Below are 25,841 nucleotides of genomic sequence, written 5' to 3'. Positions count from 1 at the left end.
AATGCACAAAACGTCCTGAACACCCGGTTTGTACTGCCGTACCAAAAAATACGGTTATCCGTCTTGCGTGTAGGCGCTTCTTTACCTAAATTGTGTGAACGATGTGATCGACGTAACACCCGATCACGAATGTGTCTCAGCTTTCGTCGTGATAATCGCGAAGTCCGAGATGTTGCGCTGCTCGCCCCACGGCGACGGTCAGACTTTTGAAAAGGGGACCAGAATGTACACAGCCACCCCGAGTAGCCGTTTGGACGTCGAGCAAGCAGAGGCTCGCATTGCCTGGGTAACCCAGGCGCGCTGCCGCGAGGTAGACCCCGATCAGCTATTTGTCCGTGGTGCTGCGCAGCGCAAGGCAGCAACTATCTGTCGGCATTGCCCGGTCCTCATGCAGTGTGGCGCCGACGCCCTCGACAATCGCGTCGAATTCGGGGTTTGGGGCGGCATGACGGAGCGTCAGCGACGCGCTCTCCTCAAACAGCACCCCGACGTCGACTCCTGGTCCGAATTCTTCGAAGGCCAGCGTCAGCAGCATTCTGCCGTCGTTTGAACTAACCCTTGCGGGTGAGCTGATCCCCCACGGCGCGCAGCGCTTCGAGGTCGGAAACCTCGAACGGCAACGACGGCACACCGATAAGCGGAACCCGCGGATGGGCTGCGGTGAATCGGCTGAGCAACCCCACCTCGCGCTTTGCAATAACCGCGCGATGAGCGTGGATACGCAAGACCGCCGCCGTCAAAGCCTCCGCGTCGGTCGGATTCTCCTTGGCCTCGAGCTTGTCGGCAGCCGTCACCGCATGATCTGCCGGTAGAGCCGTCAGGGTCGGGTGCGTTCGGTTCAAGACCAACCCCGCCAACGGCATCGAATCACCAGCCAGCCGATCGACAAAGAATGCAGCTTCCCGCAGCGCATCGGGTTCCGCAGCAGCGATCACCAGAAAATGGGTGCCGGGCTGGCGAAGGAGTTCGTAGGTCTTGGTGGCGCGCTCTCGGAAACCGCCGAACATCGAATCCAGCGACTGAACGAACGCCGACGCGTCGGACAGCATTGCGCTGCCCACAATCGTCGAGACGCCCTTGAGTGCCAATCCCATGGCACCCGCCACCAGCCTGGTCAGGCCGCGCCCGGGCGCGGAAAGAAGGCGGATCATGCGTCCGTCGAGGAACGTACCGAGCCGCTGCGGAGCGTCGAGGAAATCGAGTGCGTTCCGTGACGGAGGTGTATCGACGATAACGAGGTCCCATTTGTCGTCCGACGCGAGCTGCCCCAACTTCTCCATCGCCATGTATTCCTGAGTTCCGGAGAACGATGTGGCAACGGTTTGGTAAAAGGGATTTGCCAGGATCTGCTCGGCCTTTTCCGGGCTGGAATGCTCGATCACCATCTCGTCGAACGTGCGACGCATGTTCAGCATCATCGCGTGCAACTCGCCGGTGGCATCCGGTCCGAGCTTCACCGGTTGCGGTGTGTTGCCGAGTTCCTCGACACCGAGTGCCTGCGCCAAACGCCTCGCCGGATCGATCGTGAGGACTACGACGCGTCGACCCTGCTCCGCTGCCCGCAGCGCCAACGATGCTGCCGTCGTGGTCTTCCCGACGCCGCCCGCGCCGCAGCACACCACGATTCGCGATGTCGGATCGTTGATGATCGCGGAAATGTCGAGCACCGGGGCATTGCGACGCCCGGTGCGGCCACTGCTGTTCATGACGTTTTCGGCGGATTCACTGGTTTCGGTCATCGGACGCCCTGTTCCATGAGGTACTCGGCCAACTCGTACAACCCGCCCAGATCGACGCCGTCGGCAAGTGCCGGCAATTGCATCCGCGCTCCGTCGATCTCGCTCAATTTCTCCGCACTGGCTCCCTGAGCCTCGAGCACCGACGCATGCTCGATCGTTTCCGTCAGCAGGCCGGCGAAGTCGTTGTCGGACAGATCCAGACCGACAGCTGAGAGCGTCGACCGGATTGCGTCCGCAGCGATGTTTCCGGCAGCAGCCTCGGCCAGGGTGCCTTCGGGTAGGAACGTGGGGCTCGCGCGATTGACGATGACGGCCCCGAGATTGAGATCGTCGCGTGCCAGTTCTGCTGCGGCATCCGCGGTTTCCTGCACAGGCAGGGCCTCGAGCAAGGCAACCAGATGCACCACGGTCTCGGGTGAATGCAGCAACCGCACAACACCCTCACTCTGCGAATGCACCGGTCCGCCCTTCGCCAGGTCAGCCATCGCCTTCGTGACGTCCAGGAAACTGCCGATCCGGCCCGTCGGCGGAGCGTCGACGACGACGGCGTCGTACACCCGCTTGCCAGTCCGGTCGGTGCGGATCACGCACTCCTTGATCTTGCCGGTGAGCAGCACGTCCCGCAGGCCCGGAGCGATGGTGGTGGCGAACTCGATGGCCCCGAACCTACGCATCGCGCGTCCAGCGAAACCCAGGTTGTAGAACATCTCGAGGTATTCGAGAAAAGCGGTCTCGATGTCCACAGCCAGGGCCATGACGACGCCACCGCCCTCGGCGGCAGCGACCTTGGTTTCCTGAGGCGGCAGCGGCGGCACGTCGAAGAGCTGCGCAATTCCCTGGCGACCCTCCACTTCCACCAGCAACACGCGTCGACCACCTTCGGCCAACGCGAGCGCCAACGCGGCAGCCACCGTCGACTTACCGGTTCCGCCTTTGCCCGACACAAAATGCAAGCGGGCCTTCGATGCAGACTCAGGCCAGGTCTTGCTCAGCTCATCTTGGGATGCAACCACACCGCGAGCCTATAAGTCTGGGACCGAACTTGTGCGCGGGATAGGCTCACCGCATGAGTGAAACGACTTCCTGGGAATACACCGTTACCCCGCTTCTGGTCCACAATCCGAAGGCCATCCTCGACAACTGGGGCGTCGACGGATGGGAACTGGTTACCGTACTGCCGAGCGCGTCGGGCGAGCAGCACGTCGCGTACCTCAAGCGTCCGAAGGGCTGAAGTACATGAGTGAGACCACACAGACCTGGTCAGCACGCCTGGCCGAGCTCGGAATCGAACTTCCCGCCGTTGCCGCTCCCGTTGCGGCGTACGTCCCGGCGGTTCGTACGGGCGATCACGTTTACACGTCCGGGCAGTTGCCGTTCGTGGACGGAAAATTGTCGCTGACGGGCAAACTCGGTGCGGGCGTGTCGGAAGCAGACGCAAAGGTTGCCGCGCGTGTCTGCGCGCTCAACGCACTTGCTGCTGTCGACGCACTGGTGGGTATCGACAATGTCGTTCGAGTCGTCAAGGTCGTCGGCTACGTTGCGTCCGCCGAAGGATTCACCGGTCAGCCCGTCGTGATCAACGGTGCGTCCGAATTCTTCGGTGAGGTCTTCGGTGACGCGGGCATTCACGCCCGTGCTGCTGTTGGTGTTGCAGAACTTCCCCTCGGTGCAGCCGTCGAGGTGGACATGATCGTAGAAGTTCGCTGATGGCAACGGTTCACCCCGCCTACGCGCAGCTTCGCACCGTCACCGACATCGCGTCGGTCATGCTCGAGAACAACCCGGGCATGATGACGCTCGACGGCACCAACACATGGATTTTGCAGCTACCGGGCAATGCCGAATGTGTTGTCGTCGATCCCGGTGACAACGACGAAGAACATCTGCAACGGGTCGCCGGATCGGGTCGGGTTGCATTGACCTTGATCACGCACCGGCATTTCGACCACACCGGTGGGGTGGGCCGTTTCTACGAATTAACCTCGGTTCCAGTGCGTTCCGTGGACCCCGAGTTTTTGCGTGGTAGCGGTACGACGCTTATCGACGGCGAAGTCATCGAGGTTGCCGGGCTGAGATTGCGTATCGTCGCAACTCCCGGTCACACGGCGGACTCCGTATCGATCGTGATCGAAAACGATGGCAGCGTGCTCACCGGCGATACCATCCTCGGTCGCGGCACAACGGTTCTCGACGATTCCGACGGCGATCTGGGGGATTACCTCACCTCGCTGCGCGCACTCATCGAACTCGGTGACGGGCGAACAGTATTGCCTGGCCATGGTCCGGAGCTGCCTGATCTGCAAGAGATTTCGCAGCAGTACCTCGCGCATCGCGAGGAGCGACTCGATCAGGTGCGGGCGGCGTTGGTGACGCTCGGCGATTCGGCGCCTGTCAGAGATGTTGTCGAACACGTCTATTCGGATGTGGACCCCAAGCTCTGGCCGGTGGCCGAGAAATCCGTGAACGTGCAGCTGGCATATCTACGTCGCTGAATCTCCGCTTTGCAATCCTGCCGCTCGATATGCCAATTCTGGTATATCTGGCGGCAGTTTTTGCATTTGTTTGACATGGGATGCAGGTCAATAGTTGGTCCATGACCACACACTGCGACGGATGGATCCGCAACTACGTGGATGGCGCGTATGTCGAACCGGACGAATCATCGAGCTTCGAGCAGGTAGACCCGGCAACGGGCCGCGTCCTCGCCCGGGTCCACGAGGCCGACCGCGCACTGGTTGATCGGGCTGTGACCTCGGCCAGGCGGGCCTTGGACAACGGCTGGGCGAGTACACCGGTGGGAGAGCGCACGGCACTGCTGCGCCGTGCGGCCGACCGGATCGAGGAGCGGTTCGAGGAATTTGTTGCTGCTGAGATGGCGGATACCGGGAAGCCCATCACACAGGCCCGGTCTTTGGATGTCGCTCGCGCCGTATCGAACTTTCGGGCATTCGCCGACATCGTGGCTGCGGCCGGGCAGGAATCGTTCATCACGGACCTGGCAGGAGGCAAGCAGGCGCTCAACTATGCGATCCGTAAGCCGCTCGGCGTCGTTGCCGTCATCGTGCCCTGGAACCTGCCGCTGCTTCTTCTGACGTGGAAAGTTGCACCGGCCCTCGCCTGTGGAAACTCCGTGGTGGTCAAGCCGTCCGAAGAGACTCCGGCAACCGCCTCCCTTCTCGCAGAGGTACTCGAAGAGGTGGGCCTGCCGGCCGGCGTGTACAACGTCGTTCACGGCTTCGGTGCCAACTCGGCCGGAGAGTTCCTCACCACACATCCCGGTATCAACGGTGTCACCTTCACCGGATCATCGGCAACTGGATCTCACGTCATGAAAACCGTTGCGCCACGGGTTCTCCCGGTCTCCTTCGAGCTGGGTGGCAAGAACGCCGCAATCGTGTTCGACGACGTCGACATTGACGAAGCGCTGACCGGCCTCACCAAATCGGTGTTCACCAACACCGGGCAGGTCTGCTTGTGCACCGAGCGGGTTTATGTGCACCGCAACATTTTCGACGATATTGCCGGTGGGCTCGTCGAGCGCGCGCAGGAATTGCGTCTTGGCGATCCGATGCTCGACGCGACCACAACCGGTCCGTTGATCTCGCAAGCTCATCGCAAGAAGGTCCTCGACTACTTCGAGATCGCGCAGCAAGAGGGAGCGAAAGTTCTCACCGGTGGCGGCATTCCAGACCTCGGCGAAGCGCTGGCCGGTGGATCCTGGATCGAACCCACACTGTGGACCGGCCTGACCAACAAGGATCGCGCCGTGCGGGAGGAAATCTTCGGACCCGTTGCCGCGCTCATTCCGTTCGACACCGAGGCAGAGGCTATTGCTTTGGCCAACGACACCGAATACGGGCTGGCCGCATCCGTGTGGACCAACGATCTGCGCCGCGGACATCGCGTTGCCCAGAAGATGAACGTCGGAATCTCCTGGGTCAATACCTGGTTCACCCGTGAACTGCGGTCTCCGTTCGGCGGATCGGGTCTTTCCGGGATCGGCCGCGAGGGTGGAGAATCCTCGCTGCACTTCTATACCGAACCCACCAACGTGTGCGTGCAGCTGTGAATATCGAAGCCCCCAACAGATCCACTCGAGTCCCGAGAAATGAGCGAGTCGTGATGACAACCCCCGAAGACACCATATCTGCGCTCGCGCGTCGTCTCGACGATGCACAGACCAGTTGCACCGACACTCCGAGCCTGGCTGACGATGACAACATCGACATCGACGACGCGTACAAGATTCAGAACGCTCTCCTCGAAAGGCGTATCGGGCGAGGGGAATCCATTGTCGGCGTCAAACTCGGATTCACCAGCAAAGCCAAGATGGCCCAGATGGGTGTCTCCGAGGTTATCGTCGGCCAACTGACCGACGCGATGACAGTGGAGAACGGCAGCGACGTGGACCTGTCGTCCTTCATTCATCCCAAGATCGAACCTGAAGTGGCGTACCGACTGTCGAAGGACGTCGACCTCGATGATCCGAATACCGACATCGAATCCTGCGTCGACGCGGTGGCTTCGGCGATGGAGATCATCGACTCGCGATACCGCGATTTTCGATTCACCTATACCGATGTCGTCGCCGACAACACCAGTGCTGCCGGATATGTAATCGGGCCGTGGCAGTCGCTACAGGATGTCTCGGATCGAGTTGTCCGTATGAAGGTCGGTAGTGAGGAGGTTGTCGGTTCGACATCTGCGATCCTCGGCGATCCGGCACAGGCGCTCCACGCCCTTCTGGACATCGCCCGCCGACGCAGAATCCCGTTGCGCGCCGGACAGGTTATTCTGGCCGGCGCCGCCACGGCGGCAATCCGACTCGATGAGGAAACAGCACAGTGCAACGTTGCGGGGTTGGGAACCGTTTCGGTGCGAGGTGTCCGATGAGCGGGGCTCAGGTCATCGAGAAGCTAGCCAAGCCACGTGGAAAGTTCCCTCACGTCAAGGTAGTCGGAGATTTTGTCTACGTTTCCGGTACCAGTTCTCGGAGGCCGGACAACACGTTCGTGGGTGTCGAGGTCGATGAAATGGGTACGACGTCGCTCGACATTCGGGCGCAGACCCGTGCCGTTATCGAGAACATTGCCGCGATCCTCGCCGAAGTCGGCGGTGAACTGGGCGATCTGGTCCAGGTCACCTCATATCTGGTGTCCATGAACGACTTCGGCGGATACAACGAGGTATACGCCGAACTGTTCGACGAAAACGGCCCGACGAGAACGACTGTGGCTGTTCATCAACTGCCCCACCCACACCTTCTCATCGAAATTTCCGGCGTGGCGTACGTGCCCGCCTCCCGACGCTCAGCGTCCGTAGATACGGAGAATGCATCATGACCGCGATTCCGCCCGTCATCGATTTCAAGAAGTGGATCGACGACAACCGGCATCTGCTGCAGCCACCCGTCAACAATCAGACGATGGCGCTGGGAGACGACTTCATCGTGCAGGTAGTCGGTGGACCGAACCAGCGGACCGATTACCACCTCGACCCGTACGAGGAATGGTTCTACCAGCTCGAAGGTGATATTCACGTCAACGTGATGACGGAAGACGGACCCCAGCGGGTCGACATTCGGGAGGGTGAAACTTGGCTGCTGCCAAGAAATCTCCCGCATTCGCCGCAGCGGCCCACTGCGGGTTCGATCGGCCTTGTCATCGAGCGCGTCCGCGTCGAGGGAACGCTGGAAAAGTTCCAGTGGTACTGCCTGGAATGCAATCACAAGATTCACGAGGTGGAACTTCAGGTGCGCGACATCGTTGCCGACCTCCCACCGGTCTTCGTCAAGTTCTACGAGAGCGAAGAAGCGCGCACGTGTGAAAACTGCGGCACGCTGCATCCAGGCAAGGGCTGACACATGGGCGACATGATCGATGTTCATACCCACTACGTGCCCAAAGGGTGGCCGGATCTCTCGGCGGATGCAGGTCCGGAGGCTCCGTGGATGAAGGTGGAGTCCGAGACCGAAGCCATGATCATGATGGGTACCAAGGAGTTTCGACGAGTTCAGTCCGATGCCTGGGACGCCGAGGTGCGCCTTCGCGACATGGATGCGGACGGGGTGCACACGCAAGTTGTCTCGCCGACACCCGCATTCTTCAATTACGGCCGCACTGGTGAGCAGGCGGCCAGAATCTCGAGGATCTTCAACGATCTTGCACTCGAGATCGTAGAACCTGCGAAGGATCGGCTTATCCCGTTCTGCCAGGTTCCGTTGCAAGATACCGATGCGGCCTGTCGCGAACTCGAGCGTTGCATTGCGAACGGGCACCGCGGAGTCGAGATCGGCAATCACGTCGGCGATCTCGATCTCGACAGTGAGGGGGTCGTGACATTCCTGCAGCATTGCGCTTCGCTGGACGTGCCGGTCTTCGTGCATCCGTGGGATATGGCCAACTCGCCGCGTCTTGATCGTTGGATGGCGCAGTGGCTCACCGCGATGCCGGCCGAGACGCATTTGTCGATACTCGCACTGATCCTCGGCGGCGTCTTCGACAAGATCGATGATCGGCTGAAGATCGGATTTGCACATGGCGGTGGATCTTTCGCATTCTGGCTCGGCCGGATGGAGAACGCCTGGCACGGCCGAAATGACATCATCGGGACGTCGGAGTATCCGCCCTCGCATTACCTGGGCAGGTTCTACGTGGATTCTGTCGTCTTCGATGAGCGTGCGCTGAGATTGCTGGTGGACACGGTGGGGGTGGACCGTGTGATGGTGGGAAGTGATTACCCGTATCCGCTGGGTGAACGCCCTGTCGGAAATGTTGTTCGTAAGAGTGAGTTCTTGGATGATGCTGCACGACAGCTAATTTCGCGGGGGAATGCCGAACGGTTCCTCGGTTTGTCGGGTATGCCTGTTTCGGTATAGCTAACGAGAGATTTGGCATTTGTGAGTCATGTCTCGGGCGCGCACAATTCAACAACAACGATCGACGACGCTCGTGAACCACGGTCGGCGACAGAAGATTCCACCATCCGCCTGCCGCCCATCCAATCGATAGGTATCCGCGATGACCCAAAGCGTAACCAGTGACGGAAAGCCGTTGCCGGAGAAAGCTGCCCGCAGCAGAGTTGCCATGGCAACCCTCGCCGGCACAACTCTTGAATGGTACGACTTCTTTCTCTACGGAACAGCCGCAGCGCTGATCTTCAACAAGCAGTTCTTCCCGAGCTTGAGTCCCACCGCCGGCACTTTGGCTGCGTTCAGCACGTTTGCCGTCGGCTTCATTGCCCGACCGGTGGGTGGCCTGGTGTTCGGACACTTCGGTGACCGCATCGGCCGTAAGGCGACACTCGTCGTCTCACTGGTGATGATGGGGGTCGGCTCCACTTTGATCGGCCTGATCCCGAACTACGATTCCATCGGGTTCTGGGCCCCCGTGCTATTGGTTCTGATGCGAGTCATTCAGGGCATCGGACTGGGCGGCGAAGGTGCCGGGGCGACACTGATGTCGATGGAACATGCGCCGGCCGGTCAGAAGAACCTGTATGCAGGCTTCCCTCAAATGGGTACACCAGCCGGACTTGTTCTCGCCAACGGACTTTTCCTCAGCATCAGCGCAATGATGTCGGACTCGGCCTTCGCTTCGTGGGGATGGCGTATTCCGTTCCTGCTCAGCTTCGTTCTGGTTGCGATCGGACTGGTGATCCGCCTACGAGTTACCGAATCACCGTCGTTCGCGGGAATCATGGAAAAGAACGAAATTGTACGCTTCCCGCTACGTGAGGCGCTCAAGGTCGGTTTCCCTCGTCTCTCGCTCACATTGGCTGCCTGCGTTGCGAACTCGGCAGTGGCGTATGCCTTCATGGTGTTCACCCTTGCGTACGGCACCCAACATCTGGGATACGACAAGCAGTTCCTGGTTCTCAGTGTCACTGCCGCGGCAGTCGTGTGGTTCATTTCGATTCCGATCTGGACCAAGGTGGCAGACAAGTACGGGCGTCGGCACATGTTCATCGGCGGATCAGCCGCAATCCTGTTGTGGTGCATTGTTTTCTTCCCGCTTCTGAACACCGAGAACAAAGTTGTCGCCGTCGTCGCCTTTATCGGGATGGGTTTGATCATCCCGGTGACGCACTGCGTCCAGGGTGCCATCATCGCGGATACCTTCCCGGCGAAGGTGCGTTACTCCGGCTCGTCGTTGATCCTGCAGAGTGGTGCGATTCTGGGCGGCGGATTGGCTCCGATGATCGCGACGGCACTGCTCGACGCCACGGGTTCCTCGGTCGGAGTGACCTGGTATCTGGTCGCAATGTGTTCGATCAGTCTGGCCGGCGCGATCGCACTGTTCCGGGTGGTGCCGGATTCATCGCGTGGGTTGCAGCACGATGAGGTTCGTGTGTCCGAAAACGCTTGAGAGATTTCATGATCGAAGGCCCGCTCCCTGGGATGGGAGCGGGCCTTTCATGGATGCATGAGTTCTGTGGCGAAGGCGCGCAACGTGGCGATCAGCGCTTCTGCGGACGGACTCGATGTCCTAGTGGCAGAAGTCGTGATACCTACACTGTGACCGATCGGATCGAGAGTGATCGGAAGCGTGGTCAGACGAGCGTCGTCGCGGGGAATCAGGCTCGGAAGTACGGCAATCATGTCGGTCTCGATCAGCAGTTGTCGAACTGTGAGGAATGATGTTGCCTCGACGCGGTTCTCGGGCATCGGAAGGCCGTTGCGGACGAAGAACTCTTCCAGTTCGCGGCGGAGGACAGTTTCGACGCCGGGCAAGATCCAGGGAAAGTTGCGAAGATCTTCGAGCTGTATGTCTTCGCGCGCGGTCAGTGGATGATCAACGCGGGTAACAAGTTCGACTGATTCAGCGTAGAGATTACGCCTTACTGCGGTGCCGTCGGTCGGTGAGGTGAGCCGGCCGACAATCAGGTCGATTCGGCCGGCCTCGAGATCGGTGAGCAGTTGTTCGGGGGTACTTTCTCGGACGATCACTGTGAGTAGTGGATGATGGACCTTCAGTCGTGCAATAGCGCCGGGCAGCAACACATTTGATCCTGCCAGGTGCGTTCCTACGATGACGGTTCCACGGTTTGCGTCGGCAAGTTCCACCACGTGTCGGCCGGCTTCGGTGAGCTGCGCGATGACAGCGCGAGCGTGAGCCGTGAAGGCCTCGCCGAAAATCGTCGGAGTGATGCCGCGTGGCCCGCGATCGAAGAGTGAGACGCCGAGAATCGACTCGATGTCGTGCAGGCTGCGAGTTGCCACAGGCTGCGTGATGTGAAGTGCAGCGGCGGCACCGACCACGCTGCCCTGACGACTCAAGGCGTCGACCAGCAAGAGGTGGCGGAGTTTGAGTCGCCCGTCGAGGAGCTTGGGCATGTCCATGTCGGCAATCCTAGCTGGGATTGCCGCTGACGGACAGATGCTCGAAGTTGCTCAGGCGAAGGTGATTCCGATCGGATTCTCCGGTGTGTACGTCATCCATGATTTTCCGCCGTCCGGACTTCCGTTATGTACAAACGAAATCCAGAGCTGTCGAATCCGGCGACCCAGCTCGTCGACAGTCGACCACTCGGCGTTGCCTAGCATTGGTGAACCCTGCCAAGCCTTTTGGGATCCCAAGACGAACGGGAGATCGATGCAGTGTGGGGCGCCGAAAGCGTTCTCCTCGGGAGTCCAATCGAAACGATACGTGTACACCGAGGCTCCGGCAGCCGCAAACATATCGGCCAATTCCACAGCGGTATCGGCAAACATGTTCTGCGTCAACGCTTCCTCTTTGTCCCGCGACGGGTCGAGTGCCACGCGCAGAAACGCCGATCCTTCGTCGTGTGTGTAGCCGATGATGGCGTCCGGGGCATCGGTGAAGGTGCCTGATTCCTCGGGGAGCGGCGCTACTCCGGAGACAGGAGCGAACGGTGGTTGAACCACATTGCCGGATCGCTGTCCGAACTCGATCGCTGTTCCACGAAATGCCTCCAGCATATCGGCGAGGGGAGCGGTGTTCGGATCGCCGCCGAGTATCCGCGCAAAAACTTTGCCGTTCTCGACTGCTGCCGAGTGTGAAAAGTTGAAGTCCAGACGTGGACTGCTGTGCAATACGACTCTGCGGATTCCGGCGCGGGAGGCATTGCTGCTCAACAGGTTCACTATCGAATGTGCACCAGCAGACTGGCCGAACAGGGTGATCGAATCAGGGTCGCCGCCGAAAGTATCGATGTTGGTCCGTACCCATTCGATCGCGGCGATCTGATCGTGGACTCCGAGATTGCCTTCGCTGACTCCGTCGAGGAGGAGATATCCGAGAACCCCGACTCGGTAGTTGACCGAGACCACTACGACGTCGCCTTCCGTTGACAAGGCGTCGCCGTCATACCAGGGAAGGGCGCCACCGCCGCTTGAGTATCCACCTCCGTGCAGCCACACCATCACAGGTCGTCGCCCGGTCAACGACGGCGTGGTGACTGTGACCGTGAAGCTGTCCTCGCTCTGCTCTGGTTCGGGAACAGGTGGCCCCATGACACGTTCGAGTCGTGAGGGAGGTTGCGGAAATACTGTTCCCGGTGCGGTGGCATCAAAAATTCCGATCTGCGGTTCGACCGGTTCGGGTCGCTGGAATCTGGCGGCGCGTGCATATGGAATTCCGCCGAAGTACAACGAACTTTCGCGTCGGACTCCACGGAACTGTCCCGAAGTCGCGCCGGCGATTACCACGGACATGCATCCCCTAGCGTTGTATCTGCGTCTTGTCTGATGTCAGCATGCCACCACATGACAGCGACACAAATACCTTTATGGTCGGACGATATGCACTATTGCGAAAGAGCATCCAACAGTCGATGTTCGAGGCGCTCCGCCAATCTGGAATACACGGCCTCGTCAGCCAATGCGCGCGACACCACGATTTCTCCTCGGATTGGTACAACCTGAGCTGGAAATGAATCAGGCCGCTCCCGCAAGATATGGGAGCGGCCGAAAGTTCGAGCTGGGAAATTTTTTCGCTCGTACCAACAGGATTCGCCGCTACCTTCCTCCCGAAGTAGGAAGCGTCGGATCCGCGAGGACAGGTGGTTTTCAGTCGCGTCCAGCCTCGACTATTTTGATTGCAAGGGCGTCTGGGTTGGTGAAGATGACTTCGTGGCTTCCGGGCATCTGTACGATCCTGCAGAGGCCGAGGCGACTTGAAAACCTTGGGTGCCAAGCGAGTTCGCCGTGAGGCATCGCGGTGTCATCGGTGCAGTTCAGGTATGAGGCTTTCAACTGTCCAGTGGCGATGAGATCGTAGAACTTCGTCAGGTCGAGTTTGTCTTCCAGCATGGTTACCGGTGTCGGGCACAACGTTTCATACGCGCGCAAGGCTGTGTCGTGATCAGCGTCGTTCAAGAATGCTTCTCGCCACACGTTCCAGGGGAGTGAGAACATGCCGTTCGTGGTTCCGGCCTGGACCATCTCACGATAGTGCGCCGGGGATTCATCGTTGATGCTACTGCCACTTTCGAGGACAAATGCATTCCAGTACACGAGACGGCGAATTCGGTTGGGAACTGCCTCCGCAACTTTGGAAATGATGGTGCCACCGAAGCTGTGTCCGACCAGGACAAAGTCGTCGATGTCTCGATCGTTGATGTACTGAACAATCGAGTCGACGCCATCCGCATGCGAAACCTCGGGGTTCGCTTCGCCGAAGCCCGCGACGGTCGGGGTGTACACGAGATGACCGGCAGCGAGGAGATTCTTGGCAACAGGTTCCCAGTGCTCGCCGGTATGCCAAGCTCCGTGGACCAGTACGAACGTATACGGCTTGGACACCGCTTCCTCCTGTTGTTCGGGTCGGTAGTTGTCGGGTGTCTTTCTGAACCACTACCTTGACGATTTGGCTGGTTGCTGTTGAACACAGCAACCATTTCACGGATCCTTCGTCAAGGAGTCGGGTTTGTGTGCAATGCACCGAGGTGCTGCCGGTTGTCGCCTTCCGGAGAAGAATTCTTTTGCGAGCGCCGACAGGGTTCGTGATAACACACCGAAACGCACGTCGAAACGACTTCGGCCGCCCCCACAAGAAGTGGGAGCGGCCGAAAGGTCGAGCTGGAAAAACCTAGCGTGCGCGACGTGCGAGACGCTCGGAATCCGAGATCAGAACACTCTTGCCTTCGAGGCGCAGCCATCCGCGGTGTGCGAAGTCGGCCAGCGCCTTGTTGACCGTCTCACGGGAAGCACCGACCAGCTGGGCGATTTCTTCCTGAGTGAGGTCGTGGGTGACGCGCAGCGCGCCGCCCTCCTGAGTGCCGAAGCGCTGTGCAAGCTGCAACAGAGCCTTGGCGACACGGCCGGGAACGTCCGTGAAGATCAGGTCGGCAAGCGAGTTGTTGGTACGACGCAGGCGGCGAGCGAGAACACGGAGCAGCTGCTCAGCGATCTCGGGACGCTGCTGGATCCACGCCTTGAGTGCGTCACGGTCCATGCTCACAGCACGGACCTCGGTGACGGTGGTGGCTGTCGAGGTGCGGGGACCCGGATCGAAGATGGACAGCTCGCCGAACATGTCGGACGGGCCCATGATTGTCAGCAGGTTCTCGCGGCCGTCGGGTGAGCGTCGACCGATCTTCACCTTGCCGGACACGATGATGTACAGGCGGTCGCCTGGTTCACCCTCGTTGAAGATGACATGTCCACGGGGGAAGTCGACGGGCTGCAGCTGCTTGGTCAGCGCCGCTACCGCTGAGGGCTCGACTCCTTGGAAGATGCCGGCTCTTGCCAGGACGTCGTCCACGTGCGCTCCTTGTTGGGATTTGTTCGTTTGTGGTGTCGCTTATTTCACTATCTACCTTTGTACCTGCACAATCCGTGCTCAATGCAACAGGTACGGCACCGAAGTCTACGTCCCGGGCGGCCGGGACGAGTGATTGATGCCACGTAAGGGCCGAAAATTATCCTGACAGCGGAAGAATTGGCTAGTTTGTATCGCCCTCGATCAGCTCAGCGGCTGGGGCGATCATCCCGGCCGCTGCCGAGTTGACTGCTGGTGCGGCGCCCTTTCCGTTGCAGGTGGAATCGTGCGAATGCGTGCGGGAATCCGTCGTTGGCCAGCGCTGCGACGTCGTCCTGGCTGGCCTGATCCAGGAACTCGGCCACTTCGTTTTCCCGAACCGAGAGTCGACGCAGTCGCCGTTCGACCCTCTCCATCGCCAAGGCGAAGAGCATCAAGAGCACTGGGAAGAGGATCACAGCGAGTCCTTGCATACCGGAAAGTAAACACGGCCAACATCTCGGAATCGACACGACAAAATGTCGTGTCGGGACATATCCGTACAGTTGTCTGAGTGCAGACCACCCCAACCGAGCGTTCAGAGTCACCTCGGCGACGGCGGTCCACCGGCACTGGTGGTGAAGAATCCCATCTGGCGTTGGTACGTCGCGCACGTCGGATGAACCGGCAGCTCGCGGTGGCATTCCCGCACGTGTACTGCGAACTCGATTTCACGACGCCCCTCGAGCTGGCAGTGGCAACCATCCTGTCGGCACAGTGCACTGATGTTCGCGTCAACATGGTGACGCCGGCGTTGTTCGCCCGGTACCCGGATGCTCGTGCCTACGCCGAAGCGGACCGGCTCGAACTCGAGGAGTACATCCGGTCCACCGGCTTCTATCGGAACAAGACCACGTCGTTGATCGGGTTGGGCCAAGCGCTGCTCGAGCGTTACGACGGCGAAGTGCCGAACAAGCTCAAAGATCTGGTGACGCTGCCGGGAATCGGACGTAAGACCGCCAACGTCGTCCTCGGAAACGCGTTCGACGTCCCGGGAATTACCGTGGACACCCATTTCGGTCGACTGGTTCGCCGTTGGAAGTGGACGGACGAAGAAGATGCCGTCAAAGTCGAACATGCCATCGGAGCGCTGATCGAACGTAAGGAATGGACACTGCTGTCACATCGCGTCATCTTCCACGGACGACGCGTCTGCCACGCCCGGAAACCAGCGTGTGGCGTGTGCGTCCTGGCCAAAGACTGCCCGTCGTACGGGCTCGGGCCGACAGACAAAGCGGAAGCTGCCGCTCTGGTCAAGGGGCCGGAGACTGAGCACCTGCTCGCTCTGGCCGGGTTGTGATCGCTGATGTCCAGTGCTGCTCGGTGGTCCCTCGTTGCGCTTGCCCTGGTCGCCGCGCTCGTCGTCGCGATCTGGCCACGCGGGGGAGATGACGCCCCGAACGTGTCCGGCGGCTCGTCGACTTCGGCTTACCGTCCGCCCACGTTCACTCCGTCCTCGGAATCGCTCGGCCAACTTCGAGAGCAGGCCGGATTGGCGGCTTGCCCGACACCGGTTTCCCCCGCTCCGACTGGAGCGGCGTTGACCGGAATCACCCTCGACTGCATCGCCGACGGCAGTTCTGTAGATCTCGCAGCCGCAGTGGCCGGCAAACCCACGCTCGTGAACCTCTGGGCGTATTGGTGCGCGCCATGCGCAGAAGAACTGCCTCACCTCCAGGAATTTGCGGATCGTGCCGGGCAGAGTGTCAATGTGTTGACGGTGCATTCCGATCCGAATCAGGAGAACGCATTGACACGACTCATCGACTACTCCGTTCGACTGCCGGGTGTTCAGGACGGCGACGGGAAGGTGCGGATCGCACTCGGTGCGCCCCCCGTTCTGCCGGTCTCGGTACTTATCCGCCCCGACGGAACCGTCGCAAAGGTGTTGCCCCAACCGTTCCGCAGTGCGGATGAGATCGCTGCCGCAACGGCGCAGTATTTGGGAGTTGTCGTATGAACGCACAGGTGCCCGAATGGTTGCGTGCAGTTTCCAGCACCGAACCCACCGATCCACACCGTCTCAATCCTGTTCTGAACCGGCATGCGCCCCGAGGCGCGCACACGCGTCCCGCTGCGGTCCTGGTTCTCTTCGGTGGACCTCGCGACGCTGATCCGCTGTGCCTCGGTGGGCTGCCCGAGGGCGCGGACGTACTGCTCACTCAACGTGCGTCGACGATGCGTCAGCACAGTGGCCAGGTCGCGTTTCCCGGCGGCGCCGCTGATCCGGGTGACGACGGTCCCGTCGGCACTGCCCTGCGTGAGGCGCAGGAAGAAACCGGCGTCGACCCGAGTGGAGTTCTCCCGCTGACGGTGTTGCCCGAAATCTTCATTCCCCCGTCCGGATTCGATGTGACTCCGGTGATCGCCTACTGGGAGAACCCGATGCCCGTGGGCATTCAGGACTCCGGTGAGGTCGGCCGAGTGGCGCGGGTGCCCCTGCGCACGCTCCTCGATCCTGACAACCGCTTCCAGGTTCGCCATCAGGCCGGATATCAAGGCCCGGCGTTCCTGGCCGACGGCATGCTCGTCTGGGGGTTCACCGCGGGCATCCTGGCCGCACTGTTCGCGGTGTCCGGCTGGGAAATTCCGTGGGATACCGACGACGTGAGGGATCTGGACACGGCGCTCGCCGAAATCGGCGAAGACATCGAAGATTCGGCGGTGCCCCGATGACCGGTTCGCGGTGGGTAGACCTCGCCATCGTGCTGGTCGCGCTCATCGCGGCCACATCGGGATGGCGTCAGGGCGCGGTGGCGTCGGCGTTGGCGTTTGTCGGAGTGATCCTGGGTGCTGTCGCCGGCATCCTCCTGGCACCGCACGTCCTGGTGCACGTCAGCGAGGGCAAGCTGCGCATTCTGGCCGGCATCTCGTTGATCGTGGTGCTGGTGATCATCGGCGAAGTATCGGGAATGGTGCTGGGCCGAGCTGCGCGAAGTGGCATGCACAGTCCGGTCGCGCGATCAGTCGACAGCGTGATCGGCGCCGGGTTGCAAGCAGTTGCCGTAGTGGTCGCGGCGTGGCTGCTGGCCATCCCGTTGACGTCGTCGTCGCAGCCGAACGTGGCGGCCGCCGTGCGCGGTTCGAACGTCCTGGCCGGTGTCGACGACCTCGCGCCGCAGTGGCTCCGGCAGATCCCGACAGAGTTCTCGGCGCTGCTCGACACGTCAGGACTGCCCGACGTGATCGGCCCGTTCGGACGCACCCCCATTACCGAAGTTGAACCTCCCGACGCCAGCGTTCTGGCCAGCCCGCTGGCCGCGCAGCTGCGGCCGAGCGTTCTGCGCATCAACGGTGTTGCGCCGAGTTGTCAGCGTGCGCTCGAAGGATCCGGGTTCGTCGTGGCGCCGGAGCGCGTCATGACCAATGCCCACGTTGTTGCCGGTACCGAAAGCATCACCGTCGACACCCTGACCGGCCCGTTGCCGGCAGAGGTCGTACTCTTCGATTCCTCCGTCGACATCGCCATCCTTGCGGTGCCCGGGCTTGACGTACCGGTTCTGCCGTTCGCTTCGAAGCCTGCGCAGACCGGGGACAACGCCCTGGTGCTCGGTTACCCAGGCGGCGGTCCCTACACAGCCAGCGCAGCGCGAGTACGTGAGGTCCTCAACCTCAACGGACCGGACATCTACAAGGCCGGCACCACCAAGCGTGAGGTGTACACCGTTCGCGGATCGATCCGACAGGGCAATTCCGGTGGACCCATGGTCAACGACCAAGGTGAAGTGCTGGGCGTCGTGTTCGGTGCTGCTATCGATGACAGTGACACCGGTTTTGTCCTCACCGCGAACGAGGTGTCGCGTCAACTGGGGATGGCCACCGGTGCGTCGACGCCCGTCCCTACAGGCGCCTGCATTCTCTAGGAGCTAGTCGGCGGTAAGGAAGTCCCGCAGCGCGTCGTTGACTCTCTGCGGGGCTTCCCAGTGGGCGTAATGGCCGACTCCCGGGATTGCGTGAAGCTGTTCCTCCGGTGCCCAACGCTTGTTGCGCCGAACCGTGCGTGTCAGGACGTACGGATCCAGGTCGCCGTGAATCTGCAGAATCGGAATGCGGAGCACCTGATCCATCAGTCGCATGAATCTGCGACCTTCATGGCGAAGTTGGCTGCGGAAGGCCCAACGCTGATATTCCAGCGTCGAATGTGCGACGCCGGGAATCCGGATCGCGGACCGTAATTTGGTGACGACGTCGTCGAATTCCGCTTGCTCCGACCACGCCGGACCTGAGCGTGCACGCACCAGTCGCTCCACCTCGGCGCCGTTGTCGGCAGTCAGACGCTTTTCCGGCCGGAACGGAATCTGATAGGTCAGGAACGACGGAACGAGCGCTTTGCGCTGGTACCGGTCGCGGATGATCGCTTGTTTGAGTGCCAGGGGGTGCGGTGAGGAGATCAACGCGATCGAGCGCACCAACCGTGGATGCAGGATGGCAGTCGCCCAGCACACCAGCCCGCCGTCGGCGTGACCGATCAGCGTGGCCTTGCCGTATCCCATCGCCCGGATAAGCCCCGCCACATCGCCGGCCAGCGTCCAGCCGTCGTAGCCGCGGGGTGGTTTGTCGGAGTCGCCGTATCCGCGCAGATCCAATGCAACCACTCGGAAGCCCTGCGCCGACAGCGCAGTCAGTTGATGGCGCCAGGACCACCAGAAGTCGGCAAATCCGTGTAGGAGCACCACCAAGGGGGCATCCGGATCGGCGTCGCCGACTTCGACGACGTGGAACCGGATGCCGTTGGCGTGAATATCCCGGTGAATCCAGGGGCCGTCGAATCTGACGGTGGATGGATCTGGGGCTGACACAGCGGTTTCGTTACCTACGTGCGTTGAATTCGACCGACGGCTTGACGTCGTCGTGGCTACCGGGAAGGACACTCTTGGCGGCCCGGAGCGATTCGATCGTCTTCTCCGGAGCCCGGAGTTTCCGTACACGCATGTAGCCCAGCAACCCGAGCAGTGCGGTCGTCAGCACCATGATCAGGAACACGATCAAGAACGCAGCCCAGCGATCGAGCCACTGGCTGAGCAGCTCTGCCAGGAAGAAAAAGAAGAAGAAGGAACTGAACAGCAGAACGGTGAATGCCAAGATGAAGAACACACTGCCCTGCAGGCCCTTCTTGACCTCGCCGGTGACCTCGGCCTTGGCGAGCTCTACTTCTGCCCGCACCAATGTCGAGACCTGAGCCGTCGCATCCCTGACAAGGGCGCCGATGCTGGCTTCGCTCGGCGTGCGGGCGTCCACATCGGTCAGTGGAATGGAGGACACCGTGTTCGGCACTCCGTCTCCGTTGAAGCGCTGGCTCTCTCCGTTGGTCAAGCTCACTTGTCGACCTCTCCAGGTAGTTCTCTCGCGTCCGTAGCGATGGCAGCGGACTCCTCGTCGCGAGCCGCATGAAACCGCCCACGTCGCCACAGCAGCGCTGATCCGATCAGCGACGCCAACAACGATGTCACGAGAACTGCGGCCTTCGCTATTTCGGCCTCACTGCCATCGCCGACCCCGTCCAATGCGAGGTCTGCTACAAGCAGGCTAACGGTGAACCCGATGCCGCCGAGAACTGAGAGGGCAAACATGTCCCGCAGTTCCAGCGTCTTCGGTTTTGTGGCTATGCCCAATTTGATCGCGAGCAGGGAAATTCCGAAGATTCCGACGGTCTTTCCGACAAGGAGGCCGACGACAACGGACTGCCCGAAGGGTTCGGTGAAGATGTCGCCGAGCACTGCGCCGTTGATGGGGACCCCGGACGCGAACAGTGCGAAGACGGGAACACAGAACCCGGCCGAGTACGGCTGGATGCGATGTTCCAGGCGAGTTCCGGGCGCATACTCTTCGTCCGGGTCACGACGAACCCGCGTGAGTAGGCCGAGTGCGACGCCGGCGAGCGTGGCATGGATGCCGGCCTCGTGCATCGAATACCAGGCCAGAAGCGCAAGCGGAACATAAAGGAACGGTGTTGTGATGCGTTTGTGCTGGGCATAGGCATAGACGGCAAGTGCCGCCACAGCGGTGAGCAACCACAGCATTGCGATCGACGCGGTGAACAGTACGGCGATCAGGATGATCGCCAGCAGATCGTCGACTACGGCAAGGCTGAGCAGAAACACCCGCGCGCTGGTCGGAATGCGGGAACCGGTCAAGGCCAGGATTCCGAGGGCAAAAGCAATATCGGTGGCAACCGGGATGGCCCACGCCTTTTCCATGCCCGGGGTACCCCAGCCGATGGATGCCGCGATGATCGCCGGAACGAGAACTCCGCCACACGCGGCGATGATCGGAAGCATGGCGGCTTTGCGGTCGGCGAGTTCCCCGACGACCAGTTCGCGCTTGAGTTCGAGGCCTGCCACGAAGAAGAAGATGGCAAGCAGACCATCCTGTGCCCAGGTGCCGAGACTGAGGTCGAGGTGGAGCGCCGACGGCCCGATCTGGAAGTCGCGCAATGCAAGGTAACTGTCACCCCACGGCGAGTTGACCCAGATCAGGGCGATGGCAGCGGCGACCAGAAGGATGGACCCGCCCACTGTTTCGGTGCGGAGGTAGCGGGACAACTCTGACCGCATTGTGGAAATCACGCGAGGATACGACCTTTGTTCGGTGTGCAGACATACGGACGCTGCGGACATATGGACGTGAAAAATCACGTGCCGACCAGACTTCCCGGCTCACCTTTTACGAAATTTTATCGCGGATCGGTCTCGGAACCGAATTTGCGTACGAAATGGCGCCCGTGTTGAATTCCTACGGATTGGGATTCATCCCACCAATTGGACAACCGTTGTATAGCTGCAGGAGCATCCCGAGTGAGTACGTCACTGAATAAGAACCCGCCGACGCCTGAGGGTGGTGACACAACCGGCGTTGACACAGTCGGTGGTGTGCCTCGCAGTCGAATCATCGTCGCCAGCACGATCGGCACGTCGATCGAGTTCTACGATTTCTACATCTATGCCACTGCTGCGGTCTCGGTGTTCCCGCATCTCTTCTTCCCCAAAGGCAACGACACCACCGCACTCCTGGCGTCGCTGGCGACGTTCGGTCTCGCGTTCGTAGCGCGTCCGCTCGGCTCGATCCTCTTCGGTCACTTCGGCGACCGGGTGGGCCGCAAGGCGACATTGGTCGGCTCGCTCCTGACGATGGGCGTCGCGACGTTCCTCATCGGTGTGCTCCCGACCTATGCACAAGTCGGTTTGCTCGCACCGGCACTTCTTGCGCTGATGCGTTTCTGTCAGGGCCTAGGCCTCGGCGGTGAGTGGTCCGGTGCAGCATTGCTTGCAACCGAGACGGCAAAGGAAGGCAAGCGGGCCTGGGCGGCCATGTGGCCCCAGTTGGGTGCGCCCATCGGCTTCTTCCTCGCGAACGGTCTGTTCCTGACCATCTCGCTGATGATGGACCATGACAGCGCCAACCCCGACCTCGACGGAGCCTTCCTCTCGTGGGGTTGGCGAATTCCCTTCCTGCTCAGCGCAGTAATGGTGATGATCGGCCTGTACGTGCGACTTCGTCTCGAGGAAACTCCGGTATTTGCGCGCGCAGTCGAGCGCGGCGAGAAGGTCAAGACACCACTCGCCGAGGTATTCAAGACCAGCTGGCGTCAGCTGATCATCGGTACCTTCGTCATGCTCGCCACCTACACGCTGTTCTACCTCATGACCACGTGGGTGCTCAGCTACGGAATCGCGAAGACTCCCGCCGAAGGTGGCGTCGGAGCGGGCTTCAAGTACACCGATTTCCTTGTGCTGCAGCTGATCGCAGTGGTCTTCTTCGCTGCCGCAGTGCCGGTATCGGGTTGGCTGGCCGACCGTTACGGCCGACGCATCACGCTGCTGGTCATCACGGGCATGTTGATGGCATTCGGTCTCACGTTCGGCCTTTTTCTGGAGTCCGACGGCATGAGCGACGGCCGGATGCTGGCCTTCCTCGTTGTCGGCATGATCCTGATGGGTCTGACCTTCGGGCCGATGAGTGCTGTTCTCCCGGAACTGTTCCCGACCAACGTCCGGTACACCGGCTCGGGTATCGCGTACAACACGGCGAGCATCCTCGGTGCGGCAGTTGCACCGTTCATCGCGGTCTATCTGGTCGACCACTACGGCGTCGGCTGGGTTGGGATCTACCTGCTGGTTGCCGCGGCCCTGACGTTTGTCGCGCTGCTCGTCATGCGTGAAACGAAGGACGAGTCGCTGGACGATGTAGGGGCCTGAAACCTGCTGTGCGCCTTTATTAACCGTGGGCGGTTAATAAAGACGCACAGTGCTATTTGCCGCGAATTGCGTCGAATACCTTGGGATCCACGAGCGTTGAGGTGTCTCCGAGGTCGCGGCCTTCCGCGATATCGCGCAGGAGTCGACGCATGATCTTGCCGGAGCGGGTCTTCGGGAGCTCGGGCACGATGGTGATCTGACGGGGCTTGGCGATGGGGCTGATGTCCTTGGACACCTGTGCCTTGAGTTCCGCGATCAGGATTTCTCCGGTGTTTTCGACGCCCTCGCGCAGGATCACGTACGCGACGATGCCCTGGCCGGTGGTTTCGTCGGCTGCTCCGACGACGGCTGCTTCGGCCACACCGTGATGGTTGACCAGTGCCGATTCCACCTCGGAGGTGGAGATGCGGTGGCCGGAGACGTTCATGACGTCGTCGACGCGGCCGAGGACCCAGAGGTCGCCGTCGTCGTCGTACTTGGCGCCGTCGCCGGCGAAGTACCAGCCTTCTTCGGCGTAGCGAGACCAGTAGGTGTCCTTGAAGCGTTCCATGTCGCCCCAGATGCCGCGCAGCATCGCCGGCCACGGCTCGTCGAGAACGAGGTAGCCGTTTCCGCCGGCGCCGAGGATTTTTGCGTCGTCGTCGACGATCTTCGCGGAGATGCCCGGTAGTGGTGCCATCGCGGATCCGGGCTTGGTGGCGGTGATTCCGGGCAGCGGCGAGATCATGATCGCGCCGGTTTCCGTCTGCCACCAGGTGTCGACGATGGGTGCCTTGCCGCCGCCGATCACGTCGCGGAACCATCGCCACGCTTCGGGGTTGATGGGTTCGCCGACGGAGCCGAGGAGGCGGATCGAGGACAGGTCGTGGGCGTCGGGAATCTCGCGCCCCCACTTCATGAATGTGCGCACGAGGGTGGGGGCGGTGTAGTAGATGGAGACGTCGTACTTGTCGATGATCTCGAAGTGGCGGTGCTCGTTCGGGGAGTTCGGGGTGCCTTCGTAGACGACCTGGGTGACGCCGTTCGAGAGTGGGCCGTAGACGATGTAGGAGTGTCCGGTGACCCAGCCGATGTCGGCGGTGCACCAGTAAACGTCTTGTCCGGCTTTGTGATCGAAGACGTTGTGGTGGGTGTACGACGCCTGGGTGAGGTAGCCGCCGGAGGTGTGGATGATGCCCTTGGGCTTACCGGTGGTGCCGGAGGTGTAGAGGATGAACAGGGGATGCTCGGCATCGAACGGTTGAGCTTCGTGTTCGGGGGAAGCTGTAGCGACAGTTTCGTGCCACCACAGGTCGCGGCCTTGCGTCCAGGCGACGTCGATGCCGGTCCTGTTGACTACCAACACGTTGTGGACGGATTGCGCGCCGGCGACGGATTCGTCGACGGCGTCTTTGATGGGGGCTGCAGATCCGCGGCGCCATTGGCCGTCGACGGTGACGACGAGTTTGGCTTGGGCGTCGTCGATGCGTGAGCGCAGGGCGGTGGCGGAGAATCCGGCGAAGACGACGGAGTGGGTCAGGCCGAGGCGGGCACAGGCGAGCATCGTGACGATCGCTTCGGGGATCATCGGCATGTAGATGGCGACGCGGTCACCGGCGACGAGTCCGAGGTCGGTGAATGTGTTTGCCGCTTGGCTGACTTCGGCGAGGAGGTCGTTGTAGGTGAGGTCTCTGCTGTCGCCGGGTTCGCCTTCGAAGTGGATTGCGACGCGGTCGCCGTTGCCGGCGAGGACGTGGCGGTCGACGCAGTTGTAGGCGACGTTGAGTTTTCCGCCGACGAACCATTTGGCGACGGGTGCGTCGGTCCAGTCGAGGACGTCGGTCCATTTTTCGTGCCAGTGCAGACGTTCGGCTTGGTCGGCCCAGAAGCCGAGACGGTCGGTGTCGGCGGCAGCCTGGAGTTCCGGTCCGGCGTTGGCGGCCGCGGCAAATTCTGCGCTGGGCGGGTACGCCTGCGGGACGTCTGTTTCGGCTGCACTGGTCATGATTGACGGCCTTCTTTCGCTTCGGATCGGTAGTACATCGCTTCGTGTGAGGGTAGTCACAAGAGCTGTCAATCGCACCGTTGCATCACGTTGCAACTCCTTGTCCTGCGACAATCGGTCGAATCGATGCGACGGGTGGTTGCCGACGGCGACAAGCGGGCGGCTACTTTTCGGGTGTGGCCGACGGGTACCGTCGTTGATCGTGACTGATCCCTTGCAGCCCCTCGTAGATCTCCCCGGCGTTCTTGCCGCCGCTGATCATGCGCGCGACGCGCTCGGTGAGGTACATCGGCACAAAACCAACAGGCGGGGTTGGCCCACGACGGCTGCCGAGGCGGCAGTTCGCGCCGCCCGCGCCTCGGCCTCCCTGGCCGGCGGATCAACTGTGCTGCCGGCCGAGGGTCTGGCGGGAGATCCGATTCTGGCCGGCGCGTTGCGGGTCGCCCAGGCGCTCGACGGAGACAGCCTTCCGTTGATGGAAGCGACGTGGAAGCGAGCACCGTTGCAGGCGTTGGCGCGTTTGCATCTTCTGGCGGCCGCAGACCTGGTGGAGGATTCCGACGAACTCGGGAGGCCTCGATCGGATCGCGGAGTGGGGGAGCGCCTCGACGCCCTGGCTCAACTCGTCACCGGTGGTACGTCGGCGCCGGCTCCGGTTCTTGCCGCTGTTGTTCACGGTGAACTTCTGGCATTGAGTCCGTTCGGCACTGCCGACGGAATTGTGGCGCGGGCGGCGTCTCGTCTCGTTGCGGTGTCGTCGGGACTGGATCCGCACAACCTCGGTGTCCCGGAGGTCAGTTGGTTGCGTAGGCCGCAGGCGTATGCGGACGGTGCTGCGGGGTTCGCGTCCGGTCGGACCGAAGGTGTCGGCAGTTGGGTGATTCTGTGCTGTGGTGCTCTCGAAGCCGGCGCTCGCGAAGCCGGGTCGATTGCTGATGCCGCTGCCGCTGGCTAGTTCCACCACTAACTAGGTGCACGCACAAAACGGGCGGCGCTGCCGATAAATCGACTTCGCCGCCCGTTAGCACGGACTGCTCGTTACCAAGCGTGCTCGGTGGGTTGTGTGGGTGGCCTCGGCGAGGGATCGCTCTTCTGAGTTTGTCTCCGCAACCTGTGCGGAGTCCTCGCTCAAACTGAACGAATCTCGCAGGCCCACAACGCT

General features: G+C 61.3%; 27 protein-coding genes. 16 read left to right on the top strand and 11 right to left on the bottom strand.

Annotation, left to right across the window (positions count from 1 at the left end; genetic code table 11):
- The first annotated feature begins 223 nt into the window (after nucleotides 1–223).
- Nucleotides 224–550 carry a WhiB family transcriptional regulator gene (locus MTX36_RS23985; protein ID WP_243622138.1) on the top strand — a complete coding sequence of 109 codons (327 nt, stop codon included), beginning with the start codon at nucleotides 224–226 and terminating at the stop codon, nucleotides 548–550.
- 1 nt (nucleotide 551) lies between these two features.
- Here the strand turns inward: MTX36_RS23985 and MTX36_RS23980 are convergent, their stop codons facing one another.
- Nucleotides 552–1,706 (bottom strand): ArsA family ATPase, encoded by a 1,155-nt coding sequence (locus MTX36_RS23980; protein WP_243622166.1) that lies wholly within the window; start codon nucleotides 1,704–1,706, stop codon nucleotides 552–554.
- A 29-nt stretch (nucleotides 1,707–1,735) separates the two neighbouring features.
- Nucleotides 1,736–2,752, bottom strand: coding sequence for an ArsA-related P-loop ATPase (locus MTX36_RS23975; RefSeq protein WP_243622137.1), 1,017 nt, complete (start codon nucleotides 2,750–2,752; stop codon nucleotides 1,736–1,738).
- 53 nt (nucleotides 2,753–2,805) lie between these two features.
- On the opposite strand from MTX36_RS23975, the gene MTX36_RS23970 reads away from it, so the two are divergent.
- The 9 genes from MTX36_RS23970 to MTX36_RS23930 all read left to right on the top strand — a co-directional run bounded on the left by MTX36_RS23970 (nucleotide 2,806) and on the right by MTX36_RS23930 (nucleotide 10,105).
- Complete coding sequence (locus tag MTX36_RS23970; RefSeq protein WP_094270908.1) at nucleotides 2,806–2,970, top strand: hypothetical protein; 165 nt, start codon at nucleotides 2,806–2,808, stop codon at nucleotides 2,968–2,970.
- Nucleotides 2,971–2,975: 5 nt separating this feature from the next.
- Nucleotides 2,976–3,446 (top strand): RidA family protein, encoded by a 471-nt coding sequence (locus tag MTX36_RS23965; protein ID WP_243622136.1) that lies wholly within the window; start codon nucleotides 2,976–2,978, stop codon nucleotides 3,444–3,446.
- The gene (locus tag MTX36_RS23960) at nucleotides 3,446–4,231 is read left to right on the top strand and encodes an MBL fold metallo-hydrolase (protein WP_243622135.1); all 786 of its coding nucleotides are present in this window, start codon (nucleotides 3,446–3,448) and stop codon (nucleotides 4,229–4,231) included. Before MTX36_RS23965 ends, MTX36_RS23960 begins: the two co-directional genes overlap by 1 nt.
- Nucleotides 4,232–4,332: 101 nt before the next feature.
- Nucleotides 4,333–5,808, top strand: a complete 1,476-nt coding sequence (locus MTX36_RS23955) for a 2-hydroxymuconic semialdehyde dehydrogenase (RefSeq protein ID WP_243622134.1) — start codon at nucleotides 4,333–4,335, stop codon at nucleotides 5,806–5,808.
- Between the two features lie 53 nt (nucleotides 5,809–5,861).
- Nucleotides 5,862–6,632, top strand: coding sequence for a 2-keto-4-pentenoate hydratase (locus tag MTX36_RS23950; protein ID WP_243622133.1), 771 nt, complete (start codon nucleotides 5,862–5,864; stop codon nucleotides 6,630–6,632).
- A complete protein-coding gene (locus MTX36_RS23945; protein WP_243622132.1) occupies nucleotides 6,629–7,081 on the top strand; it encodes a RidA family protein in 453 nt (150 codons plus the stop codon). Before MTX36_RS23950 ends, MTX36_RS23945 begins: the two co-directional genes overlap by 4 nt.
- Nucleotides 7,078–7,599 carry a 3-hydroxyanthranilate 3,4-dioxygenase gene (locus tag MTX36_RS23940; protein ID WP_243622131.1) on the top strand — a complete coding sequence of 174 codons (522 nt, stop codon included), beginning with the start codon at nucleotides 7,078–7,080 and terminating at the stop codon, nucleotides 7,597–7,599. The genes MTX36_RS23945 and MTX36_RS23940 overlap by 4 nt, the downstream gene beginning before the upstream one ends.
- Nucleotides 7,600–7,602: 3 nt before the next feature.
- Entirely contained in the window at nucleotides 7,603–8,616 is a 1,014-nt protein-coding gene (locus MTX36_RS23935) for an amidohydrolase family protein (RefSeq protein WP_243622130.1), read from the top strand.
- A gap of 142 nt (nucleotides 8,617–8,758) precedes the next feature.
- Nucleotides 8,759–10,105, top strand: a complete 1,347-nt coding sequence (locus MTX36_RS23930; RefSeq protein WP_374230529.1) for an MFS transporter — start codon at nucleotides 8,759–8,761, stop codon at nucleotides 10,103–10,105.
- 47 nt (nucleotides 10,106–10,152) lie between these two features.
- On the opposite strand, the gene MTX36_RS23925 is transcribed toward MTX36_RS23930, so the two are convergent.
- The 5 genes from MTX36_RS23925 to MTX36_RS23905 all read right to left on the bottom strand — a co-directional run bounded on the left by MTX36_RS23925 (nucleotide 10,153) and on the right by MTX36_RS23905 (nucleotide 14,934).
- A complete protein-coding gene (locus MTX36_RS23925; RefSeq protein ID WP_243622129.1) occupies nucleotides 10,153–11,079 on the bottom strand; it encodes a LysR substrate-binding domain-containing protein in 927 nt (308 codons plus the stop codon).
- Nucleotides 11,080–11,130: 51 nt separating this feature from the next.
- Nucleotides 11,131–12,414, bottom strand: coding sequence for a carboxylesterase family protein (locus MTX36_RS23920; RefSeq protein ID WP_243622128.1), 1,284 nt, complete (start codon nucleotides 12,412–12,414; stop codon nucleotides 11,131–11,133).
- Nucleotides 12,415–12,768: 354 nt separating this feature from the next.
- On the bottom strand, nucleotides 12,769–13,503 hold the full coding sequence (locus tag MTX36_RS23915) for an alpha/beta fold hydrolase (RefSeq protein WP_243622127.1): 735 nt from the start codon (nucleotides 13,501–13,503) through the stop codon (nucleotides 12,769–12,771).
- Nucleotides 13,504–13,789: 286 nt separating this feature from the next.
- A complete protein-coding gene (locus MTX36_RS23910) occupies nucleotides 13,790–14,464 on the bottom strand; it encodes a Crp/Fnr family transcriptional regulator (protein WP_094270921.1) in 675 nt (224 codons plus the stop codon).
- A 206-nt stretch (nucleotides 14,465–14,670) separates the two neighbouring features.
- Complete coding sequence (locus tag MTX36_RS23905; protein ID WP_243622126.1) at nucleotides 14,671–14,934, bottom strand: hypothetical protein; 264 nt, start codon at nucleotides 14,932–14,934, stop codon at nucleotides 14,671–14,673.
- Nucleotides 14,935–15,014: 80 nt separating this feature from the next.
- On the opposite strand from MTX36_RS23905, the gene nth reads away from it, so the two are divergent.
- Genes nth through MTX36_RS23885 form a run of 4 tightly spaced genes read left to right on the top strand, consistent with a single transcriptional unit; the run spans nucleotide 15,015 to nucleotide 18,363 of the window.
- Complete coding sequence (gene nth / locus MTX36_RS23900) at nucleotides 15,015–15,800, top strand: endonuclease III (RefSeq protein WP_374230528.1); 786 nt, start codon at nucleotides 15,015–15,017, stop codon at nucleotides 15,798–15,800.
- 6 nt (nucleotides 15,801–15,806) lie between these two features.
- The gene (locus tag MTX36_RS23895) at nucleotides 15,807–16,460 is read left to right on the top strand and encodes a TlpA disulfide reductase family protein (RefSeq protein ID WP_243622125.1); all 654 of its coding nucleotides are present in this window, start codon (nucleotides 15,807–15,809) and stop codon (nucleotides 16,458–16,460) included.
- Nucleotides 16,457–17,176, top strand: a complete 720-nt coding sequence (locus MTX36_RS23890) for a CoA pyrophosphatase (RefSeq protein WP_243622124.1) — start codon at nucleotides 16,457–16,459, stop codon at nucleotides 17,174–17,176. The genes MTX36_RS23895 and MTX36_RS23890 overlap by 4 nt, the downstream gene beginning before the upstream one ends.
- On the top strand, nucleotides 17,173–18,363 hold the full coding sequence (locus tag MTX36_RS23885) for a MarP family serine protease (RefSeq protein ID WP_243622123.1): 1,191 nt from the start codon (nucleotides 17,173–17,175) through the stop codon (nucleotides 18,361–18,363). The genes MTX36_RS23890 and MTX36_RS23885 overlap by 4 nt, the downstream gene beginning before the upstream one ends.
- A 3-nt stretch (nucleotides 18,364–18,366) precedes the next feature.
- Here the strand turns inward: MTX36_RS23885 and MTX36_RS23880 are convergent, their stop codons facing one another.
- From MTX36_RS23880 to nhaA, 3 genes are read right to left on the bottom strand one after another with little or no spacing between them, the layout of a single operon-like run.
- Complete coding sequence (locus MTX36_RS23880; protein WP_243622122.1) at nucleotides 18,367–19,299, bottom strand: alpha/beta fold hydrolase; 933 nt, start codon at nucleotides 19,297–19,299, stop codon at nucleotides 18,367–18,369.
- Between the two features lie 10 nt (nucleotides 19,300–19,309).
- Entirely contained in the window at nucleotides 19,310–19,819 is a 510-nt protein-coding gene (locus MTX36_RS23875; RefSeq protein WP_243622121.1) for a phage holin family protein, read from the bottom strand.
- The gene (gene nhaA / locus MTX36_RS23870) at nucleotides 19,816–21,054 is read right to left on the bottom strand and encodes a Na+/H+ antiporter NhaA (RefSeq protein ID WP_243622163.1); all 1,239 of its coding nucleotides are present in this window, start codon (nucleotides 21,052–21,054) and stop codon (nucleotides 19,816–19,818) included. Before nhaA ends, MTX36_RS23875 begins: the two co-directional genes overlap by 4 nt.
- Before the next feature lie 252 nt (nucleotides 21,055–21,306).
- On the opposite strand from nhaA, the gene MTX36_RS23865 reads away from it, so the two are divergent.
- Nucleotides 21,307–22,695: an MFS transporter gene (locus tag MTX36_RS23865; RefSeq protein ID WP_279394956.1), complete on the top strand. Its 1,389-nt coding sequence runs from the start codon at nucleotides 21,307–21,309 to the stop codon at nucleotides 22,693–22,695.
- A 52-nt stretch (nucleotides 22,696–22,747) separates the two neighbouring features.
- On the opposite strand, the gene acs is transcribed toward MTX36_RS23865, so the two are convergent.
- Entirely contained in the window at nucleotides 22,748–24,679 is a 1,932-nt protein-coding gene (acs, locus tag MTX36_RS23860) for an acetate--CoA ligase (RefSeq protein ID WP_243622119.1), read from the bottom strand.
- Between the two features lie 202 nt (nucleotides 24,680–24,881).
- Here acs and MTX36_RS23855 point away from each other — a divergent pair, with 202 nt between their 5' ends.
- The gene (locus tag MTX36_RS23855) at nucleotides 24,882–25,634 is read left to right on the top strand and encodes an oxidoreductase (RefSeq protein ID WP_243622118.1); all 753 of its coding nucleotides are present in this window, start codon (nucleotides 24,882–24,884) and stop codon (nucleotides 25,632–25,634) included.
- The last annotated feature ends 207 nt before the right edge of the window (nucleotides 25,635–25,841 follow it).

It is taken from the genome of Rhodococcus sp. ARC_M6, from assembly GCF_022810305.1.
Classification (GTDB): Bacteria; Actinomycetota; Actinomycetes; order Mycobacteriales; family Mycobacteriaceae; genus Rhodococcus_F.
This window is presented reverse-complemented; position numbering and strand designations above follow the sequence as displayed.

Bases quoted from the DNA above. Each gene is read 5' to 3' on its own strand.
- MTX36_RS23985 (WP_243622138.1), top strand. From the start codon at position 224: ATGTACACAGCCACCCCGAGTAGCCGTTTGGACGTCGAGCAAGCAGAG.
- MTX36_RS23980 (WP_243622166.1), bottom strand. From the start codon at position 1,706: ATGAACAGCAGTGGCCGCACCGGGCGTCGCAATGCCCCGGTGCTCGAC.
- MTX36_RS23970 (WP_094270908.1), top strand. From the start codon at position 2,806: ATGAGTGAAACGACTTCCTGGGAATACACCGTTACCCCGCTTCTGGTC.
- MTX36_RS23965 (WP_243622136.1), top strand. From the start codon at position 2,976: ATGAGTGAGACCACACAGACCTGGTCAGCACGCCTGGCCGAGCTCGGA.
- MTX36_RS23960 (WP_243622135.1), top strand. From the start codon at position 3,446: ATGGCAACGGTTCACCCCGCCTACGCGCAGCTTCGCACCGTCACCGAC.
- MTX36_RS23955 (WP_243622134.1), top strand. From the start codon at position 4,333: ATGACCACACACTGCGACGGATGGATCCGCAACTACGTGGATGGCGCG.
- MTX36_RS23950 (WP_243622133.1), top strand. From the start codon at position 5,862: ATGACAACCCCCGAAGACACCATATCTGCGCTCGCGCGTCGTCTCGAC.
- MTX36_RS23945 (WP_243622132.1), top strand. From the start codon at position 6,629: ATGAGCGGGGCTCAGGTCATCGAGAAGCTAGCCAAGCCACGTGGAAAG.
- MTX36_RS23940 (WP_243622131.1), top strand. From the start codon at position 7,078: ATGACCGCGATTCCGCCCGTCATCGATTTCAAGAAGTGGATCGACGAC.
- MTX36_RS23935 (WP_243622130.1), top strand. From the start codon at position 7,603: ATGGGCGACATGATCGATGTTCATACCCACTACGTGCCCAAAGGGTGG.
- MTX36_RS23930 (WP_374230529.1), top strand. From the start codon at position 8,759: ATGACCCAAAGCGTAACCAGTGACGGAAAGCCGTTGCCGGAGAAAGCT.
- MTX36_RS23925 (WP_243622129.1), bottom strand. From the start codon at position 11,079: ATGGACATGCCCAAGCTCCTCGACGGGCGACTCAAACTCCGCCACCTC.
- MTX36_RS23920 (WP_243622128.1), bottom strand. From the start codon at position 12,414: ATGTCCGTGGTAATCGCCGGCGCGACTTCGGGACAGTTCCGTGGAGTC.
- MTX36_RS23905 (WP_243622126.1), bottom strand. From the start codon at position 14,934: ATGCAAGGACTCGCTGTGATCCTCTTCCCAGTGCTCTTGATGCTCTTC.
- MTX36_RS23895 (WP_243622125.1), top strand. From the start codon at position 15,807: ATGTCCAGTGCTGCTCGGTGGTCCCTCGTTGCGCTTGCCCTGGTCGCC.
- MTX36_RS23890 (WP_243622124.1), top strand. From the start codon at position 16,457: ATGAACGCACAGGTGCCCGAATGGTTGCGTGCAGTTTCCAGCACCGAA.
- MTX36_RS23885 (WP_243622123.1), top strand. From the start codon at position 17,173: ATGACCGGTTCGCGGTGGGTAGACCTCGCCATCGTGCTGGTCGCGCTC.
- nhaA (WP_243622163.1), bottom strand. From the start codon at position 21,054: ATGCGGTCAGAGTTGTCCCGCTACCTCCGCACCGAAACAGTGGGCGGG.
- acs (WP_243622119.1), bottom strand. From the start codon at position 24,679: ATGACCAGTGCAGCCGAAACAGACGTCCCGCAGGCGTACCCGCCCAGC.